Genomic DNA, 20,386 nt, shown 5'->3' on the forward strand with positions numbered 1-20,386 from the left:
CGAGGAAGTGAATACGTGCAACAGATAGCCCGCTCTGTCGCCCTGGCATTTAACAATCTGCCTCGACCCCACCGCGTTATGCTGGGGTCGCTTACAGTACTCACCTTAGCGGTCGCCGTCTGGCGGCCCTATGTTTACCACCCGAGTTCTGCGCCTATCATCAAAACCATCGAGCTTGAAAAGAGCGAGATCCGTTCTTTGCTGCCTGAAGCCAGTGAGCCTATCGACCAGGCTGCTCAGGAAGATGAAGCGATTCCCCAGGATGAACTGGACGATAAAATCGAGAACGAGGCCGGGATCCACGAGTATGTTGTCTCTACCGGTGACACGCTGAGCAGCGTGCTCAACCAGTACGGTATCGACATGGGGAATATCAGTCAGCTCGCTGCTGCAGATAAAGACCTGCGTAACCTGAAAATAGGGCAACAGCTCTCCTGGACCTTAACGGCGGATGGCGATCTCCAGCGGTTAACCTGGGAGATGTCCCGCCGTGAAACCCGCACCTACGATCGCACTGCAAACGGTTTCAAAATGACCAGTGAAATGCAGAAGGGCGACTGGGTGAACAGCGTGATGAAAGGCACAGTAGGCGGAAGCTTCGTTTCCAGCGCCCGTGATGCCGGCCTCACCAGCTCTGAAATCAGTGCGGTGATCAAAGCCATGCAGTGGCAGATGGATTTCCGCAAGCTGAAGAAGGGCGATGAGTTTTCCGTGCTGATGTCTCGCGAAATGCTCGACGGCAAGCGTGAGCAGAGCCAACTGGTGGGCGTACGTCTGCGCTCTGATGGCAAAGATTACTATGCCATCCGTGCCGAAGACGGTAAGTTCTACGACCGCAGCGGTACGGGACTGGCGAAAGGCTTTATGCGCTTCCCGACGGCTAAACAGTTCCGCGTTTCCTCTAACTTTAACCCGCGTCGTCTGAACCCGGTTACCGGGCGCGTCGCACCACACCGTGGCGTTGACTTTGCCATGCCGCAGGGCACGCCGGTGCTGGCTGTGGGTGATGGTGAAGTGGTCGTGGCTAAACGTAGCGGTGCCGCAGGCTACTATGTCGCGGTGCGTCACGGTCGTACCTACACCACCCGCTATATGCACCTGCGTAAACTGCTGGTTAAACCTGGACAGAAAGTGAAACGTGGCGACCGTATCGCGCTCTCCGGCAACACCGGACGCTCGACCGGCCCGCACCTGCACTATGAAGTGTGGATTAACCAACAGGCCGTAAACCCGCTGACGGCGAAACTGCCACGCACCGAAGGCCTGACGGGTAAAGATCGTTCTGATTACCTGGCGCAGGTGAAAGAGGTGATACCGCAGCTGAGCTTAAACTAAGCCTTCTGTTTTTGTGAAAAAAGCCGGTGTCAGTATGCGCCGGCTTTTTCTTTTGTGCGTGGACGACTGCCTCGCTACACTATCAATAAAATTTTGCGTCACCAGACCCTGGAACCAGCATGGAAACAAAAAAAAACAATATTGAATACATTCCTGAGTTTGAAAAATCCTTTCGCCATCCGCGCAACTGGGGCGCCTGGCTCGGGGTCTACACCTTTGCAGGCATCGCTATGCTGCCTGCTGCGCTGCGCGATCCCCTGCTGGGGAAAATTGGCCGTCTGGCCGGGCGTTTAGGCAAAAGCGCGCGTCGCCGTGCGCAGATCAACCTCTATTACTGTTTTCCCGAAAAAAGCGATGCCGAGCGCGAGGCTATCATCGATGCGATGTATACCACCGCGCCGCAGGCAATGGCAATGATGGCAGAGCTGGCGCTGAAAGGGCCGGAAAAAATCGTTGACCGTGTTGACTGGAAAGGGCTGGAAATCATTGACGAAATGCGTCGCAATGACGAGAAGGTGATTTTCCTCGTTCCTCACGGTTGGGGTGTCGACATTCCGGCGATGCTGATGGCTTCTCAGGGTCAGAAGATGGCGGCCATGTTCCATAACCAGGGCAACAAAATCTACGACTTTGTCTGGAATACCGTACGTCGTCGTTTTGGCGGTCGTTTGCATGCGCGTAACGATGGTATCAAGCCGTTTATTCAGTCCGTACGTCAGGGATACTGGGGCTACTATCTGCCGGATCAGGACCACGGACCGGAGCACAGTGAGTTTGTCGACTTCTTTGCGACCTACAAAGCCACACTTCCCGCGATTGGCCGCCTGATGAAGGTGTGTCGCGCCCGCGTGATCCCACTCTTCCCGGTTTATGATGGTAAAACGCACCGTCTGAGCATTGAAGTCCGCCCGCCGATGGATGACTTGCTGACCGCTGACGATCGCACCATTGCGCGTCGCATGAACGAAGAGGTGGAAATCCTGGTGGGGCCGCATACCGAACAGTACACGTGGATATTGAAGCTGCTTAAAACGCGAAAGCCGGGTGAAACGGAGCCCTATAAGCGTAAAGAGCTTTATCCGAGGAAATAAAAAAAGCCCTCTCCATCTGGAGAGGGCTTTTTAACACAGACGTTGTTACTCGACGGTCATAACGCGGGTGGTGTTGGTTGAGCCAATGGTGCTCATCACATCACCCTGCGTCACGATAACGATATCACCGGACACCAGGTAACCTTTGTCGCGCAGCAGATTGACGGCATCGTGCGCGGCTGCCACGCCGTCATTGGTGCTGTCGAAGTGCACTGGCGTCACACCGCGGTACAGCGCCGTCAGGTTCAGCGTACGTTCATGACGGGACATGGCGAAGATCGGCAGACCGGAGCTGATACGGGAAGTCATCAGCGCGGTACGGCCTGATTCGGTCATGGTGATGATCGCGGTAACCCCTTTCAGATGGTTTGCCGCGTACATGGCAGACATCGCAATCGCTTCTTCCACGTTGTCGAACTGCACGTCCAGACGGTGTTTAGAGACGTTGATGCTTGGGATCTTCTCTGCGCCCAGGCAGACACGCGCCATCGCGGCCACGGTTTCAGCAGGATATTGGCCCGCAGCGGTTTCCGCAGACAGCATTACCGCATCGGTACCATCCAGCACGGCGTTAGCGACGTCCATCACTTCCGCACGGGTTGGCATTGGGTTGGTGATCATGGATTCCATCATCTGGGTCGCGGTGATCACCGCGCGGTTCAGTTGACGTGCGCGACGAATCAGCGCTTTCTGGATACCAACCAGCTCAGGATCGCCGATTTCCACACCCAAATCGCCGCGGGCCACCATCACCACGTCAGAAGCCAGGATCACATCGTCCATGGCGTCCTGATCGCAAACGGCTTCCGCGCGTTCAACCTTGGCAACAATTTTGGCATCACAGCCTGCATCACGGGCCAGACGGCGTGCATAGTTCAGATCTTCGCCACAGCGTGGGAAGGAGACTGCCAGATAGTCAACGCCGATCAGAGCCGCAGTAACGATGTCCGCTTTGTCTTTATCGGTCAGCGCTTCCGCAGAGAGGCCGCCGCCCAGTTTGTTGATACCTTTATTGTTGGAGAGCGGGCCGCCGACGGTGACTTCGGTGAACACTTTCATCCCCTGAACTTCGAGCACCTTCAGCTGTACGCGTCCGTCGTCGAGCAGCAGGATATCGCCAGGCACCACGTCAGCTGGCAGGCCTTTATAGTCAATCCCGACTTTTTCTTTATCGCCTTCGCCTTTGCCCAGGTTGGCATCCAGCAGGAATTTATCGCCGATATTGAGGAAAACTTTACCTTCTTTGAAGGTGGAGACACGAATTTTAGGACCCTGCAGATCGCCGAGGATAGCGACATGGCGGCCCAGTTTAGCGGCGATCTCACGCACTTTGTCGGCACGTAATTTATGGTCTTCTGGCGTACCGTGAGAGAAGTTCATGCGCACCACGTTGGCACCCGCGGCGATAATCTTTTCAAGGTTATTATCGCGGTCGGTGGCCGGGCCTAAGGTGGTAACGATCTTGGTTCTGCGAAGCCTTCTGGACATGTAATACTCCGTTGACTGAAACAACTTTGGTGTTGCGTGAACATTGAATCGGCCTTCATCTGCCGCAAGGCAGCAAAGAGTGGACCGAATGCCGTAAATCATTACATCGTAATTATTGGTTACGTCTTCGTTATCTACTTTAAGGAAACATCGCTCTTTATGAGCAATTCTTTATCAAAACGCGATTCCTTCAGCGCTTCCTTGACTCGCTTCAAGTTATCTCTGAATTTTGCGCCCCGGCGCAAGGTAAAACCGGTCGCCAGCACGTCTATAACCGTGAGCTGTGCCAGACGGGAAACCATAGGCATATACATATCGGTATCCTCCGGGACGTCCAGCGTAATGGCGAGCGTCGCCTCTCGTGCCAGCGGCGTACCGGCGGTGGTGAGGGCGATCACCATGGCATCGTTTTCACGGGCCAGCTGCGCCAGTTCCACCTGACTTTTGGTGCGGCCAGTATGCGAAATGAGTACCACGACGTCATCTTCACTGCAATTCATACAGCTCATGCGTTGCAGCACAATGTCATCGGAATAAATCACCGGCACGTTGAAGCGGAAGAATTTATTCATGGCATCGTGCGCCACGGCGGCCGACGACCCAAGTCCGAAGAACGCGATCCGCTTGGCCTGGGTAAGTAAATCCACCGCACGGTTCACCGAACTCATATCCAGAGACTGACGAACGTGGTCAAGCGTGGCCATAGCTGACTCAAAAATTTTCGCCGTGTAGGCATCTACGCTGTCGTCTTCATCCACATTACGATTAACATAAGGGGTGCCGTTTGCCAGACTTTGTGCCAGATGCAGTTTAAAATCAGGAAAGCCGCGCGTTTCCAGGCTACGGCAGAAGCGGTTAACGGTCGGTTCGCTAACGCCTGCTTCCTGAGCCAGCGCGGCGATGCTTGAATGAATCGCCTGAGCGGGAGAGGCAAGAATGACTTCAGCCACTTTTCGCTCGGATTTGCTAAGGTGTTCCAGTTGATACTGGATTTTTTCAAGCATATTCATTGTTAACAGGGCGCTCGTGGGGGTGGAAACGATTTCATAAATGGATGAAATCTTCATTCGATTAGCCGATATTACCCCTGTGGCTTCCATAAAGGGTAACAGTCGACAAGATAATGTTGTTGTTTTTTTTCATTACTTGATCGATGTCGGGTTTTGCTATGACCCTGTTGCGCAAATTATCGACGCTTGTTGCGTCATAATGCCCCCTTAATCGGCTGCAAGGCGAAAAATTGCCGTATCGCACGAGAGGATAAGTGCTAATGGTTTCGGGAATGACGTAAAAGCAGTACAGTGCATTGTAATAAAATTACAACGATACCTGGCAGAAGTACCAGGTGATCCAACTGAGGAGAATGACATGGCGGTAACGCAAACAGCCCAGGCATGTGACCTGGTCATTTTCGGCGCGAAAGGCGATCTTGCACGCCGAAAATTGCTGCCTTCCCTGTATCAACTGGAGAAAGCGGGCCAAATTCATCCGGATACCCGTATCCTGGGGGTAGGGCGCGCCGACTGGGATAAGGACGCTTATACCAAAGTCGTCCGCGAGGCGCTCGAAACTTTCATGAAGGAAAAAATTGATGAAAGTTTGTGGGATACCCTGAGCGGTCGACTTGATTTCTGCAACCTGGACGTCAATGACGTCAGCGCGTTTAACCGCCTGGGCGCCATGCTGGATCAGAAAAACCGTGTCACCATTAACTATTTCGCCATGCCACCAAGCACTTTCGGCGCCATCTGCAAAGGTCTCGGCGAAGCCAAACTGAACGCCAAACCGGCGCGCGTGGTAATGGAGAAGCCGCTGGGTACCTCTCTGGCAACCTCGCGTGAAATCAACGACCAGGTGGGAGAGTTCTTCGAAGAGTGCCAGGTTTACCGTATCGACCACTATCTCGGTAAAGAGACGGTACTGAACCTGCTGGCGCTGCGTTTTGCTAACTCCCTGTTTGTGAATAACTGGGACAACCGCACTATCGACCACGTGGAAATCACCGTGGCGGAAGAGGTAGGTATCGAAGGCCGCTGGGGTTACTTTGACCAGGCAGGCCAAATGCGCGACATGATCCAGAACCACCTCTTGCAAATTCTGTGCATGATCGCCATGTCACCGCCGTCTGACCTGACGGCAGACAGCATTCGCGACGCCAAAGTCAAAGTGCTCAAGTCGCTGCGCCGCATTGACCGCTCCAACGTGCGTGAGAAGACCGTTCGCGGCCAGTACACCGCCGGGTTTGCGCAAGGCAAAAAAGTGCCGGGCTACCTGGAAGAAGAGGGCGCGAACAAATCCAGCAACACCGAGACTTTTGTAGCGATCCGCGTGGACATCGATGACTGGCGCTGGGCGGGCGTGCCGTTCTACCTGCGTACCGGTAAACGTCTGCCAACCAAATGTTCCGAAGTCGTCGTCTACTTCAAAAACCCGGAACTGAACCTGTTTAAAGAGTCCTGGCAGGAACTGCCGCAGAACAAACTGACCATTCGTTTGCAGCCGGACGAAGGGGTTGATATCCAGATCCTCAACAAAGTGCCGGGCCTGGATCACAAGCATAACCTGCAGACCACCAAACTGGATCTGAGCTACTCCGAAACCTTCAACCAGACGCACCTCGCGGATGCTTATGAGCGTCTGCTGCTGGAAACCATGCGTGGTATCCAGGCGCTGTTCGTGCGTCGTGATGAAGTGGAAGAGGCGTGGAAATGGGTCGATTCCATTACCGAAGCCTGGGCAGCCGATCAGGATGCGCCAAAACCGTATCAGGCGGGCACCTGGGGTCCGGTTGCATCGGTGGCCATGATCACCCGTGATGGCCGCTCTTGGAACGAGTTTGAGTAGGATAATCCACTAGCCCGAAAGTGTTATTTTACCGGTAACATGATCTAACACAGCTAGTGGCACAATTTTTATTCTTTTAAGCGCCGCGTGGATTTCCCCGCGGCGCTTTTTTTATTACACTGCCGGAAGTGATTTTGCCCCAGAGCTCCGGACGGCAAGCGTTTCAGCGGTGTTAACAACTGCCAGCGACGTTGTAAACTCCTGAGCCCGGACAGATAAATTAGAGGAGCTTTTATGAATCCGACATTGTTACGCGTAACACAACGCATTATTGAGCGCTCGAAGGAGACCCGTTCGGCCTACCTCGCCCGGATTGAACAGGCAAAGAGCAATACCGTCCATCGCTCCCAGCTGGCCTGTGGTAACCTGGCGCACGGCTTCGCGGCCTGCCAGCCCGATGATAAAGCCTCCCTGAAAAGCATGTTGCGTAACAATATCGCCATTATTACCTCCTATAACGACATGCTCTCCGCCCACCAACCGTATGAGGTCTATCCCAATATCATTCGTAACGCGCTGCACAGCGTGAATGCGGTAGGTCAGGTCGCGGGTGGCGTGCCGGCAATGTGCGACGGTGTGACCCAGGGGCAGGATGGTATGGAGCTGTCGCTGCTCAGCCGCGAAGTGATTGCGATGTCTGCTGCAGTAGGCCTGTCACACAACATGTTTGATGGCGCACTGTACCTGGGCGTGTGCGACAAGATCGTTCCGGGACTGGTGATGGCAGCGCTGTCGTTTGGCCATCTGCCCGCGATCTTTGTGCCGTCTGGCCCGATGGCAAGCGGCCTGCCGAACAAAGAAAAAGTGCGTATTCGCCAGCTGTATGCGGAAGGAAAAGCAGACCGTCAGGCGCTGCTGGAGGCGGAAGCCGCGTCCTACCATGCGCCGGGTACCTGTACATTCTACGGCACGGCCAACACCAACCAGATGGTGGTGGAATTTATGGGCATGCAGCTGCCGGGCTCGTCCTTTATCCAGCCGGATGCACCTCTGCGTCAGGCCTTGACTGAGGCCGCAGCACGTCAGGTGACGCGTCTGACCGGAAACGGCAATGAATGGATGCCGATGGGCAAAATGGTCGACGAAAAAGTGATCGTCAACGGTATCGTGGCTCTGCTGGCCACCGGCGGTTCGACCAACCACACCATGCACCTGGTAGCCATGGCGCGCGCGGCGGGCATTCTGATCAACTGGGATGATTTCTCTGAGATCTCTTCCGTGGTGCCGCTGATGGCACGTCTTTACCCGAACGGTCCGGCGGACATCAACCACTTCCAGGCTGCGGGTGGCGTACCGCTGCTGATGCGCGAGCTGCTGAAAGGCGGTTTGCTGCATGAAGACGTCAACACCGTGGCAGGCTTTGGCCTGCAGCGCTATACCCAGGAGCCGTGGCTGAACAATGGCGAGCTGGACTGGCGCGACGGGGCGACCGCATCTCTCGATGCGCAGGTGATTGCCACCATCGACAATCCGTTCTCTCCTCATGGTGGCACCAAAGTGCTGAGCGGCAACCTCGGTCGTGCGGTGATGAAAACGTCTGCTGTACCGGAAGAGAACCAGGTTATTGAAGCGCCGGCTGTGGTGTTTGAAAGCCAGCACGACGTATTACCCGCTTTTGACGCGGGTCTGCTTGATAAAGACTGTGTGGTGGTAGTGCGTCATCAGGGGCCAAAAGCGAACGGCATGCCAGAATTACATAAACTTATGCCACCACTTGGTGTATTATTGGACCGCCGTTTCAAAATTGCGTTAGTGACCGATGGACGCCTCTCCGGTGCATCCGGCAAAGTGCCTTCAGCCATCCACGTCACGCCGGAAGCTTATGACGGCGGTTTGCTGGCGAAAGTGCGCGACGGTGACATGATCCGCGTGAACGGTCAGACAGGTGAGTTAACCCTGCTGGTGGATGAGGCAGAGCTGGCGGCACGTCAGCCACATATTCCTGACCTGAGCGCATCGCGCGTGGGGACCGGACGCGAAATGTTCAGCGCGCTGCGTGAGAAACTCTCCGGTGCGGAGCAGGGCGCGACCTGTATTACGTTTTAAGACGACTTGATTTTAACGATCTGGCGAGAGAAAACTCTGATGAAAAACTGGAAAACAAGTGCAGAAGCAATCCTGACCACTGGCCCTGTCGTGCCGGTTATCGTGGTAAACAAGCTGGAGCACGCTGTGCCAATGGCGAAAGCGCTGGTTGCGGGTGGCGTTCGTGTTCTGGAAGTGACCCTGCGTACCGCCTGCGCGATGGATGCGATTCGCGCTATCGCCAAAGAAGTGCCGGACGCCATCATCGGTGCGGGCACTGTTCTCAACGCGCAACAGCTGGCAGAAGTCACGGAGGCCGGAGCTCAGTTCGCTATCAGCCCTGGCCTGACCGAGCCGCTGCTGAAAGCAGCGACCGAAGGCACTATTCCTTTGATCCCGGGTATCAGCACCGTGTCTGAACTGATGCTGGGTATGGACTACGGCCTGAAAGAGTTCAAATTCTTCCCGGCAGAAGCCAACGGCGGCACCAAAGCGCTGCAGGCGATTGCAGGTCCATTCTCTCAGGTGCGTTTCTGCCCGACGGGCGGTATCTCTCCGGCGAACTACCGTGACTACCTGGCGCTGAAAAGCGTGCTGTGCATCGGGGGTTCATGGCTGGTGCCAGCGGATGCGCTGGAAGCGGGCGACTGGGATCGCATCACGAAACTGGCTCGCGAAGCGGTTGAAGGCGCGAAGCAATAAGTTTTTTATCGTATGAAAAACGGGCCTTTCGGCCCGTTTTTTTTATCCTGCTACCTCAACGTTCGCTGCCGCCGCTTTAGCGCGTGCGATGGCCTCGTCGACGTTATTCCCGGTTGCTAACGCCACGCCCAGACGACGGGTGCCGTCGATCTCCGGCTTACCGAACAAACGTACCTGTAACCCGGCGCCCGTTGCGCCCTCGACGTTATCAAACGTCACGTTCTGACTGGTCAGCTGCGGCAGGATCACCGCCGAGGCCGCCGGGCCGTACTGACGAATACCGCCAACCGGCAGGCCAAGGAAGGCGCGAACATGCAGGGCGAACTCGGAGAGATCCTGCGATATCAACGTCACCATACCGGTGTCATGCGGGCGAGGGGAGACTTCGCTGAAAATCACCTCGTCGCCGCAGACAAACAGCTCCACGCCGAACAGACCGTAACCACCTAACGCCAGAACGGTTTTACGGGCGATATCCTGGGCACGTTCCAGCGCCAGGGCGCTCATCTGCTGTGGCTGCCAGGATTCGCGGTAATCGCCATCCTCCTGGCGGTGACCGATCGGATCGCAGAAATGGACGCCATCCACGGCGCTGACGGTAAGCAGGGTGATTTCGAAATCAAACTTCACCACCCCCTCGACGATCACGCGGCCAGCTCCGGCACGGCCACCCTGTTGCGCATAATCCCAGGCTTTGTCCAGCGTGCTGCTGTCGCGGATAAAACTCTGTCCTTTTCCGGAGGAGCTCATCACCGGCTTAATGATGCACGGGTAACCCATCTCATCGACGGCCTGCAGGAATGCGGTTTTATCGCCCGCAAAACGGTAGCTTGAAGTGGGCAGCCCCAGCTCCTCTGCCGCCAGGCGGCGAATGCCTTCGCGGTTCATGGTCAGTTTCGCTGCGTTGGCGCAAGGCACCACGCGCTGACCTTCCTGCTCAAGCGCGATCAGCGTATCGGTCGCGATAGCTTCAATCTCCGGCACCACAAAATCCGGTTTCTCCTGCGTGATGAGTGTCCGCAGAGCTTCTCCGTCCAGCATGTTAATCACATAAGAACGATGGGCAACATGCATGGCGGGCGCGTCGGCGTAGCGGTCTACGGCAATCACTTCTACCCCTAAACGCTGGCACTCAATGGCGACTTCTTTCCCCAGCTCGCCCGATCCTAACAGCATCACACGCGTCGCCGCAGGTCGCAGCGCGGTTCCTAAACGAGTCATAACATTCCCCCTGAAAAAGATGCGCGCAGTATAAACGAAAACGTTTGCGTCTGTCTTGCGCAGGGCAAAAGGGCCGACGAGAAATTTGCGCTTCTTTAGCCTCGACGGACATTTCCTGACGCCTGCTCGCTTACGCTGTGGAAATGTTAACCGTTAAGTGAGGGAAACCATGTCAGGCTGGTTAAATCAACTGCAATCCATGTTAGGGCAGAAAACATCAGGTTCCGGCGACCAGGGGCTCAGCAAACTGCTGGTACCGGGGGCGCTCGGAGGGCTGGCAGGGCTGCTGGTCGCCAATAAATCCTCACGTAAGCTGCTGGCAAAGTACGGTACCGGCGCGTTGCTGGCCGGTGGCGGCGCTATCGCCGGTACCGTGCTGTGGAACAAGTACAAGGACAGGGTACGCGCGGCGCACCAGGATGAACCCCACTTTGGGGAGGAGACTTCGCCGCTGGATCTGCGTACGGAGCGGCTCATTCTTGCGCTGGTGTTTGCCGCAAAAAGCGACGGGCATATTGATGATAAAGAACGAGCGGCTATCGAGCAGCAGATGCGAGAAGCCAGCGTGGAGGAGCAGGGCAGAACGCTGGTGGCGCAGGCCATTGAGCAGCCGCTCGATCCGCAGCGTCTGGCGCAAAGCGTGCAGAATGAGGAAGAGGCGCTGGAACTCTATTTCCTGAGCTGTGCCGCCATTGATATTGACCACTTTATGGAACGCAGCTATCTCAACGCCCTGGGCGATGCGTTGAAAATTCCTCAGGATGTTCGCGAGGGGATCGAGCAGGATATCCGGGAGCAAAAACAGATGCTACAGGGCTAGCTATCGCTGATGTAGCCATGTTTCGCTTGCATCATGCGCGGGTTTTGCCAACCTTATAGGGTGTAAAACTTAAAAGAATGATGTCATGCCACCGAAAGCCCGACGTACTCCTTATGCGATTACCACCCATGGCGATACGCGTATAGATAACTATTACTGGCTACGGGACGATTCACGTTCCCGCCCAGAGGTACTCGACTACCTGCATGAAGAAAACGATTACGGTCGCAAGGTCATGTCCAGCCAGCAGGCGCTTCAGGACCAGCTGCTGAACGAAATGGTGCAGCGCATTCCTCAGCGCGATATCTCCGCGCCCTGGACCAAAAACGGCTATCGTTATCGGCATATCTACGAGCCCGGCAGTGAATATCCCATCTATCAGCGACAGTCGGTATTAAGCGCCGAGTGGGATGAATGGGATATTCTGCTGGATGCCAACCAGCGTGCCGCCCACAGCGAGTTTTATACGCTGGGCGGTATGTCCATCTCCCCGGATAACACCATTATGGCGCTGGCGGAGGATTATCTCTCCCGTCGTCAGTATGGCCTGCGATTCCGCAATCTTGAAACCGGTAACTGGTATCCGGAAATGCTGGAAAACGTCTCCCCGGATTTTGTCTGGGCGAACGATTCCGAGACGGTCTATTACGTTAAAAAGCACGCCGCCACGCTGCTGCCTTATCAGGTGTGGCGCCACAGTGTAGGCACGGACTCCGCCGATGACGAACTGGTGTATGAGGAGAAAGACGAAACGTTTTATGTCAGCCTGCATAAAACGTCCTCACGCCACTATGTGATTATTTTCCTTGCCAGCGCTACCACCTCAGAAGTGCTACTGCTGGATGCCGAACTGCCTGATGCCCAGCCGCTCTGCTTTCTGCCGCGCCGAAAAGACCATGAGTACAGTCTGGATCACTTCCAGCACAGCTTTTATCTGCGCTCAAACCGCGAGGGGAAAAACTTTGGCCTGTATAAGACCAAGGTGCGCGACGAGCGCAAGTGGGAGGTGCTTATTCCCGCGCGGGAACAGGTGATGCTCGAAGGGTTCACGCTGTTTACCGACTGGCTGGTGGTGGAAGAGCGTCAGCGGGGGTTGACCTGTATCCGGCAAATCAACCGCAAAACGCGCGAGGTGATAGGGATCGCGTTCGACGACCCGGCCTACGTCACCTGGATTGGTTTTAACCCTGAGCCTGAATCGTCCCGGCTGCGCTATGGCTACTCGTCGATGACCACGCCGGACACGCTGTTCGAACTGGATATGGATACCGGCCAGCGCCAGGTGTTGAAGCAAACAGAAGTGAAGGGATTTGAATCCGACAATTATCGTAGCGAACACCTGTGGGTTACCGCGCGCGATGGTGTCGAGGTGCCGGTTTCGCTCGTGTATCACAAGGCGCATTTTCAGAAAGGTAAAAACCCTGTCCTGGTTTACGGCTACGGCTCCTATGGTTCCAGCATGGATGCCGACTTCAGCAGCAGCAGATTAAGTCTGCTCGATCGCGGCTTTGTTTTTGCCATCGCTCATATTCGCGGCGGCGGTGAGCTGGGCCAGCACTGGTATGAAGACGGGAAATTCCTGAAAAAGCAAAACACGTTCAATGATTATCTCGACGTTTGCGACGCCTTAATTGAACAAGGCTATGGCGATCCGCAGCTCTGCTTTGGCATGGGCGGCAGCGCGGGCGGCATGCTGATGGGCGCTGTGATCAATCAGCGTCCCGAGCGTTTTAAGGGCATCGTTGCGCAGGTACCGTTTGTCGATGTGGTCACCACCATGCTCGACGAATCTATCCCGCTCACGACCGGGGAGTTTGAAGAGTGGGGGAATCCACAGGATGAAATCTATTATCGCTATATGAAAGCGTACAGCCCGTACGATAACGTGGAAGCGAAAGCCTACCCGCACATGCTGGTGACCACCGGTTTGCACGATTCACAGGTGCAGTACTGGGAACCGGCGAAATGGGTGGCGAAGCTGCGGGAACTGAAAACCGACGACAACCTGCTGCTGCTCTGTACCGATATGGACTCCGGGCACGGAGGGAAGTCGGGGCGGTTTAAATCTTATGAAGGGGTGGCGCTGGAATACGCCTTTTTGATCGGCCTGGCGCAGGATACGCTTCCAGGCCAGGCTGAACGTTAAGCTTCACCCAGATAATGCTTCAGGGTTAAGCGTAGCTCCGGGCTCATCTTGTCGAGGTTGTTATACAGCCAGCGCAGATAGCCCGGATCTTTATCCGCAATATCCGATACTGCTCTCCCGCGGTATTTTCCGAAGGTGAACGTCGTCAGCAGTGCAGGACGGCCGGTAATCGTCGCCATATCATCCGGTGTCCAGCCGGAAGTATTCATAATATCGATCAGCAGCGCAGCGGTGATATAGCAGTCATACAGGGCGCGGTGATGGTGCAGCCCTTCAGGCGTTCTGACGCTGAGCTTGCGGGATTTATACAGCGCCATATTGCTGTATTTGATCCCCGGCCACAGGCGACGCGCCAGCTTCATGGTGCAAATCCATTCCCCGGGCATGTCGGGGAGAACCCGACGGTCGAAGCTGGCGTTGTGGGCGACATACCACGGGCTGCCATAGTAGTGCGGGATAATGTCTTCTATCCAGGGTTTATCCGCCACCATTGATTCAGTGATGCGATGGATAGCCATGGCCTGCGGGCTAATAGGGCGATCGGGCCGCACCAGATGGCTCATCGGGTTGACTATTTTTCCGTCAACGACGTCGACCGAGGCCACCTCCACAATTCCGCCCTGAAGATCGCAAGTTTCGGTATCAATGACGCGCAGCATGAAAATCTCCTGAGCTTAAAACGCTTAGCCTAAAGGAATGATATCGCCTTGCCAACCCTGTCGGTTAAGCGTGCCGGTCAACAGCAGCTCGCCTTTATCCGCCCGCACGATCAACTGGCCTTTTTCATCCCATAATGCGCTGCCGGTGCTGGCGTTCGCCATTAATACCGCAATGGCATATTTGTGTGCAAAGCGTTGCAGGGTGCTGATGGACTGCCGCCAGCGGTTGTCCCTTACCGACTGGCTGCTGGTGAACAGCGTTGCTTGCGGATCGAGATTGGGGGAATCGCCCTGCGCATCAATGATGGTGAGCTGTTTATCCCCCGGAACCAGGCTCGCACCGCCGCCTTGCGGATAGCGCACGATGCTCGGCCGAGAGGGCGTAAAGAGCACGAGACCTTTCTGACGCTGGCCATTCCGCTCAAGGGGAAGCCCGGCAATAACGCTAATCTGGTAAAAATGTGCCGCATCAAGCAAGGGTTCCAGCTGCGCGTCGCACGGTGGGGGAGGTAACGTCGTTGTGCCTGAGCCGGTTAAGGAGAGTTCCGGGAAGACCAGCAGATCGCACTGCTGCTGTGCCGCTTCGGCAATGAAGCGTAGGTGGTGGGTAACGTGTTCATCAACACTGTGATACTGCCCGCCATACTGGGCTGCCGCTATATTCCATTGTGACATCGTGACTTCCTTATACACTGAGTCGCAGGGATTTAAGAATACACCTAATTTAATCAGGGTTTTCTTATCCTGCCAGATTTCGCGTAAGGAAGTGTAACGACTCGTTAAGCTTATTTAACTTTAGGCTCGTACGGCAGACGAGAGAGGTTGACCGAAGCGAGACGGTGAGCAATTAATCTTTCCCGGAACCAGTCGCGCAAATGGGCGGGTTGTTCCCGTTCCACAACTTCAGCCACGATGGGCATGTTGTAACGCTCTTTGAACGCAACGCCAGCGGCTGCGAGATCGACATTCACTTTATCCATCTCGTCCTGAGGAAGGGCGGCCAGATTGATTTTCATTTCCTTCTCCTGTTTATGCGGCGGCAACGTTACCGCGATTGCGCGACGATGACAAGCGGAGGTGGGATGATCCTCGACTCGTCTATTATACAGCGTTATTCTTTAGCATACAGACATAACAAAAAGGAATGATCGCGATGGGATTATCCACTTCACGCACGGTATGCGCGCTGGTTTTTCTGGCATCAGTCGTTATCTCACCTACTGTGCTGGCGCATGCGCATCTTAAACAGCAGAGCCCGGCAGCAGACAGCGTGGTGAGCGCTCCGCAGTCACTGACGCTGAATTTTTCGGAAGGTATCGAACCGGGATTTAGCGGTGTGGTGGTGACGGATGCGCACAAGCAGGTCGTCAAAACGGGAGCCGTAACGCGAGACGAAAAGAACAAGGCTCAACTGATCGTTCCGCTGGCGCAAACGCTGGCGACCGGAACCTACCAGGTGGACTGGCATGTGGTTTCCGTCGACGGCCACAAAACCAAAGGCAGCTATCACTTTAGCGTGAAATAGCATGCTGGCACTGGTCTATGTTGGGTTGCGCTTTATCCATTTCGCGGCGCTGATGCTCGTTTTTGGTAATGCGCTATACAGCGTCTGGTTGGCGCCTTCCTCTCTCCACCGTCTGATGGCTCTGCGTTTCGCGCTACAGCAGCGGGTGGCATCTTTAATCAGCCTGGCCGCTGCGCTTCTGATGTTCATGCTTCAGGGCGGATTAATGGGCGACGGCTGGGGAGATGTGTTTAACCCGCAAGTCTGGCACGGCGTACTGGGGACGCAGTTTGGCAGCGTCTGGCTGTGGCAAATTATCCTTGCTTCCATTACGGTTGCTGCCGCGTGGCTTGCGCCGCTGAAAGGCTCCCGGCTGCTACTGCTCGCAATGGGGCAGTTTGTGCTGCTGGCAGGGGTAGGCCACGCGACGATGAACGAAGGTCCGTTGGGGGCTGTGCAGCGTCTCAATCATGCCGTTCATCTGTTATGTGCCGCAACCTGGCTCGGCGGATTACTGCCGCTGCTGTTCTGCATGCATCTGGCAAAAGGGCGCTGGCAGAACGCGGCCATCTACACCATGATGCGTTTCTCGCGCGTAGGCCACTATGCCGTCGCGGGCGTGCTGCTCACAGGGACGATCAATTCGCTCTTGATTCTGGGCGTCCATATTCCGTGGCAGGCTGGCTACGTGCAGCTTTTATTGTTCAAATGTGCGCTGGTGGCGTTGATGGTGGCAATTGCGCTGGCAAATCGGTATTTTCTGGTGCCACGGTTTCGTCCGGATTCCGGGAGGGCACAACAGCTTTTTATCAGGATGACACAGGCAGAAGTGGTGCTGGGAGCGCTGGTTCTGGCAGCGGTCAGCCTGTTCGCCACCTGGGAACCCTTCTGACAAGGTTAACTAACATATGAAAAAAACAGTACTTTCGCTCTTATTGCTGGCCTGCACGGGGAGCGCTCTGGCCGCGCCGCAGGTGATCACCGTCAGCCGTTTTGAAGTGGGTAAAGACAAGTGGGCGTTTAATCGCGAAGAGGTGATGCTGACCTGTCGTCCGGGCCATGCGTTATACGCGATCAACCCGAGTACGCTGGTGCAATACCCGTTGAATGAGGTTGCAGAGCAGCAGGTGGCCAGCGGCAAGAGCAGCGGCCAGCCCATCAGCGTGATCCAGATTGATGACCCGGCTCACCCAGGGCAGAAGATGAGCCTGACACCGTTTATCGAACGCGCTGACAAGCTCTGCTAGCGTTCAGGTTTCCAATAAAAAACCGCAGATGCTCGCGAAAGCACTGCGGTTTTTTGTTTTTGATGATGATTTAACGCTTTTTTTCTGGCCGCTTTAACTGTGGACTGGAAAACCTGGCGTCGTCATCTATTCTTAAAAGGCAAGGCGACTTAGCCTGCATTAATGCCAACTTTTAGCGCACGGCTCTCTCCCAAGAGCCATTTCCCTGGACCGAATACAGGAATCGTATTCGGTCTCTTTTTATCTATTTGTTTTTCAAAGGTTTTTTCGGTATTAACACGAAATCCCCCGAAAATTACTCGAATATTCCATATCCTGTCTAAACCATAACATACTCTGCACCGCGTGCGTCCAGGTATTTTTTGGTCATTGTTAAACTTTTGTGGCCGAGTAAGCGCTGAGCAAATTCCTCCCCGCGCTCCTTTTCATAGAGCCTGCTCGCCAGACTTCTGATCTCATGGAAAGGAGGTGGATTAGGTCCGAATTTTAACCCGGTCGAATCCCTTATCTCTGCAAAGGCTTGGGTAAGACCGTCAGGCGTTAGCGGCCCCGGCTTTCTTCCCCCGCGGCGGACCGGAGAGTAAAGCATGAAGTCGGAAGGGTTATTCACCCGGCATCGATCAATGACATCCTGCAACACAAGCCCGGCGACGTCCAGCCTCAAATCAAGGGGAAGCGCCAGTTTGTGACCTGTTTTCTCCTGAGTAACGAAAAGCCTCCCGTCTTTAATGTCACTGAACCTGAACAGTGAGATATCCTCCCGCCGCTGGCCGGTGACCAGTGCCAGATCGCATGCGTTTGGCGCCCATTCAGAATGAGTTAACGCTGCCTGGCGGATGACCGTGAATTGTTCGAGCAGTAAGCGTTCTCGCTTAACTTTCGGTGTCGGCGTTCGCGTCGGTTCTGCCGGGTTCCTGTCGACATGTCCTTCCACAATCGCCTCCCTGAAGATGTCCATCAGCACAGACCTGAGCCCGGAAGCCATGCTCTTTTTATCGCAGAGAATGTACGCTTCAAGGAATGAGGCGATGTCCTTTGTCGTGACAGAAGCGAGGGGAATTTTCCCGAACTCTTCCTTTATGGTGGCGATCTGGTTTCGCCTGACCTTCATCGTGTTTGGTTTCAGCTCGCGCCGCTCGAGAATTACCTCGTAACGCTCCAGCCATGCGGCCACTGTGAATGTTGGCACGTCCTTAATGCGATCCAGGAGAGAAGATGGAAGGTAATTCTGGTCGATGTAGTTGTTGGCCTCGATGGCCTGGGCAACGGCGTCCTTGCGATCAATCCGGCCAAGAGAAATCTCCTGCCCGGTCACTGGATTGCGCCAGCTGTAAAGCCTGTCTCTTTTACGATAGGTCAGGTTACGTGGCAGGTTAGCGTCGTAACGTACTGGCCTTTTCGCCATGAGTCAGTCTCTCCAGTAAGGTGCCGCCGGACGGCAGTTTGGTGTGTTTCGGTTTAGCGCGCCGATTCTTCTTGCGCGGATCCACGTAGATAGCGTCAGGCTGAACCTTATACTCCTTTCCGTGCAGTTCCGGCGCCGGATAAATTCGCCCATCCCGCGTCCATCGACGCAGAGTAGAAATGGAGGGTGGAGTCGTGTAGACCTCAGCAGCCCATTCCTGCAAATTGAGAAGCTTAGCCATGAGAACTCCTTAGCCACCTGGCATTATATGCGAGGCCGCATTGACGTGTTGATTAATCGAAATCAGGATGGTAAATCAATGCGCCCACATTAAAAGCAGCCATTGCACACCTTCCGGTTCGTGAAGAAATGAGATGAGAGCGCCCAGCGCCATAAGTGCGGCGATGAGCCAGGTCATGGGGTTTGATTGCATGGGGCGCTCCTGCTGTAAAAGTGGTTAGCGGATATCGATGTCAGGGATGATTACGGAAGGTTTGAAGGTGACGCGATAATGGTTCACGCTGGCGTTCGTGCCGCTCAGATCTTCCATGAACCAGGTCACGTTATCTGATAGGCCGAGCATGTGCTTTTTGTAGACGCCCGGCCCGGTCTTGCAGATGACGCCCAGGGTACGATCGGTGCTGGTATTGTCTTTGGAGCAAAGTCCGGTGATCTCCAGCATAAATTCGCCGGTAATGCCGTTATAAAAAACAAAGCGACGCTGAGCTTCGAAATTGTCCGCGGCTTTGCTGACGTTGCGGCTGGCCACATCCGCATCATTCACATCACACGCTGACAGCGCCAGAACAGCCAGGAGCAGTAAACCTTTTTTCATTTTGTCACCTGTAAAAAGAAGCCCGGCGCGGGGCCGGGCAAAAGGGATAACGTGGCAGTGCTTTCGCACCCAATAGCCAGCTCATAACTGGCTATCAGTTGCGTTATTCATCGAAATTGGAGAAGTCATAACTTCGTGTTCGAACAGCAACCCAGCTAGGGTTAGACCTCCCTTTCTTTACTGCTACATGCCAATGCGAGTACGACATGAGCTGCGTATTACTACGCCAGTGATCCATCCCAAGTAGCCGCCGAGCGGCCGAATTTCTCTTCATAATCTCTCCTCATGCCGCACGCTGGGCGCGCAGCTTCTTCAGGTGCTCTGCTGTTTCGATTTCTTCGGCGATCCGCTCGGCCTGTGCTTTGGTCAGCGGTTCGAATTCGTGTTGAAAGCGGCCCATGCTGGCGATGCAGGTGCGACCGTTGCGGATGTAGTGGATTACTTCGTGGGTAGCGCGGAGGATTTTGCAGGGTGCGCCGAAATCATCGGCGTACCAGGTGTTAGGCTGGATTATCCTGAACATTGGCTGACTCCTGCAAAAGGAGGTAGACGATTGCCACAGCGCGCAGCGGGTTACGGTGAGTCGAGCTGACACCAGACTCATGAGTTGCCTGCCACACGGTCTTACCTAATGGTACCAGACCGATTCGATGCTTCTTCATTGCCGGGTAGAGCTCTTCGGCACGACGTAACGGAAACCAGGCGGTGTTCTGTACCGTGTTAAACCAGTTCCACGACAAATTGGCACCGGTCTTTTCATGCGGGTGAATAGTGGCGGTGTACTTTGGCTTCAGGAAATATGCGAGCCTTACACTTATTTCACCGTCACTGAGTTTGGTGTAATCCATCAGGAGCCCCTTTGCTTACGGATAAGTTCCAAATCAGCCTGGCAACTGGCGCACGTCTGGCAGCCGGGGACGGCAGCACGCCGCGGCTCGGGAATTGGTTCGTCGCATTCTTCACAACGTTCAGCTGATACGACGTTGCGGTTTACTCGGTGAGCGGAAAGGGCAGCGTTACGCTGAAGCTCTTCAATCTCTGCTGCGGTATCGATGATATCCATG

22 protein-coding genes are annotated in these 20,386 nt (G+C 55.0%); 10 read left to right on the plus strand and 12 right to left on the minus strand.

All coding sequences use genetic code 11. From position 1 onward, the window contains the following. Window positions 1–15 precede the first annotated feature (15 nt). Complete coding sequence (gene mepM, locus O1723_RS08545; protein ID WP_014884312.1) at window positions 16–1,335, plus strand: murein DD-endopeptidase MepM; 1,320 nt, start codon at window positions 16–18, stop codon at window positions 1,333–1,335. A 119-nt stretch (window positions 1,336–1,454) separates the two neighbouring features. Beyond that, entirely contained in the window at window positions 1,455–2,426 is a 972-nt protein-coding gene (gene lpxM, locus O1723_RS08550; RefSeq protein ID WP_023330719.1) for a lauroyl-Kdo(2)-lipid IV(A) myristoyltransferase, read from the plus strand. A 45-nt stretch (window positions 2,427–2,471) separates the two neighbouring features. Here the strand turns inward: lpxM and pyk are convergent, their stop codons facing one another. Continuing rightward, window positions 2,472–3,914 (minus strand): pyruvate kinase, encoded by a 1,443-nt coding sequence (gene pyk, locus O1723_RS08555; protein WP_008500455.1) that lies wholly within the window; start codon window positions 3,912–3,914, stop codon window positions 2,472–2,474. A 134-nt stretch (window positions 3,915–4,048) separates the two neighbouring features. Next, the gene (locus O1723_RS08560) at window positions 4,049–4,924 is read right to left on the minus strand and encodes a MurR/RpiR family transcriptional regulator (protein WP_032629265.1); all 876 of its coding nucleotides are present in this window, start codon (window positions 4,922–4,924) and stop codon (window positions 4,049–4,051) included. A 358-nt stretch (window positions 4,925–5,282) separates the two neighbouring features. Between O1723_RS08560 and zwf the strand changes: the two genes are divergently transcribed. The 3 genes from zwf to kdgA all read left to right on the plus strand — a co-directional run bounded on the left by zwf (window position 5,283) and on the right by kdgA (window position 9,485). After that, window positions 5,283–6,758: a glucose-6-phosphate dehydrogenase gene (zwf, locus tag O1723_RS08565; protein ID WP_014884309.1), complete on the plus strand. Its 1,476-nt coding sequence runs from the start codon at window positions 5,283–5,285 to the stop codon at window positions 6,756–6,758. A gap of 234 nt (window positions 6,759–6,992) precedes the next feature. Then, a complete protein-coding gene (edd, locus tag O1723_RS08570) occupies window positions 6,993–8,804 on the plus strand; it encodes a phosphogluconate dehydratase (protein WP_014884308.1) in 1,812 nt (603 codons plus the stop codon). Window positions 8,805–8,843: 39 nt separating this feature from the next. Further along, window positions 8,844–9,485 (plus strand): bifunctional 4-hydroxy-2-oxoglutarate aldolase/2-dehydro-3-deoxy-phosphogluconate aldolase, encoded by a 642-nt coding sequence (kdgA, locus tag O1723_RS08575; RefSeq protein WP_014884307.1) that lies wholly within the window; start codon window positions 8,844–8,846, stop codon window positions 9,483–9,485. 42 nt (window positions 9,486–9,527) lie between these two features. Here the strand turns inward: kdgA and purT are convergent, their stop codons facing one another. After that, window positions 9,528–10,706 (minus strand): formate-dependent phosphoribosylglycinamide formyltransferase, encoded by a 1,179-nt coding sequence (gene purT / locus O1723_RS08580; protein WP_014884306.1) that lies wholly within the window; start codon window positions 10,704–10,706, stop codon window positions 9,528–9,530. Between the two features lie 169 nt (window positions 10,707–10,875). Between purT and O1723_RS08585 the strand changes: the two genes are divergently transcribed. Together O1723_RS08585 and ptrB are read left to right on the plus strand one after the other, a co-directional pair. Next, entirely contained in the window at window positions 10,876–11,526 is a 651-nt protein-coding gene (locus tag O1723_RS08585) for a tellurite resistance TerB family protein (RefSeq protein ID WP_014884305.1), read from the plus strand. 85 nt (window positions 11,527–11,611) lie between these two features. After that, window positions 11,612–13,672 (plus strand): oligopeptidase B, encoded by a 2,061-nt coding sequence (gene ptrB / locus O1723_RS08590; protein ID WP_023337428.1) that lies wholly within the window; start codon window positions 11,612–11,614, stop codon window positions 13,670–13,672. Here ptrB and exoX read toward each other — a convergent pair. The 3 genes from exoX to O1723_RS08605 form a co-directional block, all read right to left on the minus strand. Beyond that, window positions 13,669–14,331: an exodeoxyribonuclease X gene (exoX, locus tag O1723_RS08595; protein ID WP_014884303.1), complete on the minus strand. Its 663-nt coding sequence runs from the start codon at window positions 14,329–14,331 to the stop codon at window positions 13,669–13,671. The genes ptrB and exoX overlap by 4 nt on opposite strands. A 24-nt stretch (window positions 14,332–14,355) precedes the next feature. After that, the gene (locus O1723_RS08600) at window positions 14,356–15,006 is read right to left on the minus strand and encodes a carbon-nitrogen hydrolase family protein (RefSeq protein ID WP_014884302.1); all 651 of its coding nucleotides are present in this window, start codon (window positions 15,004–15,006) and stop codon (window positions 14,356–14,358) included. 110 nt (window positions 15,007–15,116) lie between these two features. Continuing rightward, window positions 15,117–15,347: a DNA polymerase III subunit theta gene (locus O1723_RS08605; RefSeq protein WP_013096102.1), complete on the minus strand. Its 231-nt coding sequence runs from the start codon at window positions 15,345–15,347 to the stop codon at window positions 15,117–15,119. Window positions 15,348–15,484: 137 nt separating this feature from the next. Here O1723_RS08605 and yobA point away from each other — a divergent pair, with 137 nt between their 5' ends. From yobA to O1723_RS08620, 3 genes are read left to right on the plus strand one after another with little or no spacing between them, the layout of a single operon-like run. Beyond that, window positions 15,485–15,856 carry a CopC domain-containing protein YobA gene (gene yobA, locus O1723_RS08610; RefSeq protein WP_014884301.1) on the plus strand — a complete coding sequence of 124 codons (372 nt, stop codon included), beginning with the start codon at window positions 15,485–15,487 and terminating at the stop codon, window positions 15,854–15,856. Window position 15,857: 1 nt separating this feature from the next. Beyond that, window positions 15,858–16,727, plus strand: a complete 870-nt coding sequence (gene copD, locus O1723_RS08615) for a copper homeostasis membrane protein CopD (RefSeq protein WP_014884300.1) — start codon at window positions 15,858–15,860, stop codon at window positions 16,725–16,727. Between the two features lie 16 nt (window positions 16,728–16,743). Further along, a complete protein-coding gene (locus O1723_RS08620; protein ID WP_014884299.1) occupies window positions 16,744–17,082 on the plus strand; it encodes a YebY family protein in 339 nt (112 codons plus the stop codon). Window positions 17,083–17,401: 319 nt separating this feature from the next. Here O1723_RS08620 and O1723_RS08625 read toward each other — a convergent pair whose 3' ends face one another. The 6 genes from O1723_RS08625 to O1723_RS08650 all read right to left on the minus strand — a co-directional run bounded on the left by O1723_RS08625 (window position 17,402) and on the right by O1723_RS08650 (window position 20,385). Next, entirely contained in the window at window positions 17,402–18,487 is a 1,086-nt protein-coding gene (locus tag O1723_RS08625) for a tyrosine-type recombinase/integrase (RefSeq protein ID WP_023330711.1), read from the minus strand. After that, a complete protein-coding gene (locus O1723_RS08630) occupies window positions 18,456–18,728 on the minus strand; it encodes an excisionase (RefSeq protein ID WP_112020517.1) in 273 nt (90 codons plus the stop codon). The genes O1723_RS08625 and O1723_RS08630 overlap by 32 nt, the downstream gene beginning before the upstream one ends. Before the next feature lie 216 nt (window positions 18,729–18,944). Beyond that, window positions 18,945–19,322, minus strand: coding sequence for a beta-sandwich lipoprotein (locus O1723_RS08635; RefSeq protein WP_045281533.1), 378 nt, complete (start codon window positions 19,320–19,322; stop codon window positions 18,945–18,947). 283 nt (window positions 19,323–19,605) lie between these two features. Then, the gene (locus O1723_RS08640) at window positions 19,606–19,845 is read right to left on the minus strand and encodes a DUF4222 domain-containing protein (RefSeq protein WP_109956906.1); all 240 of its coding nucleotides are present in this window, start codon (window positions 19,843–19,845) and stop codon (window positions 19,606–19,608) included. Then, window positions 19,823–20,170 (minus strand): hypothetical protein, encoded by a 348-nt coding sequence (locus tag O1723_RS08645; protein WP_062937910.1) that lies wholly within the window; start codon window positions 20,168–20,170, stop codon window positions 19,823–19,825. Before O1723_RS08645 ends, O1723_RS08640 begins: the two co-directional genes overlap by 23 nt. After that, entirely contained in the window at window positions 20,170–20,385 is a 216-nt protein-coding gene (locus O1723_RS08650; protein WP_325824673.1) for a TraR/DksA family transcriptional regulator, read from the minus strand. Before O1723_RS08650 ends, O1723_RS08645 begins: the two co-directional genes overlap by 1 nt. Window position 20,386 lies beyond the last annotated feature (1 nt).

It is taken from the genome of Enterobacter cloacae complex sp. HYC080_NIDB (assembly GCF_056673325.1).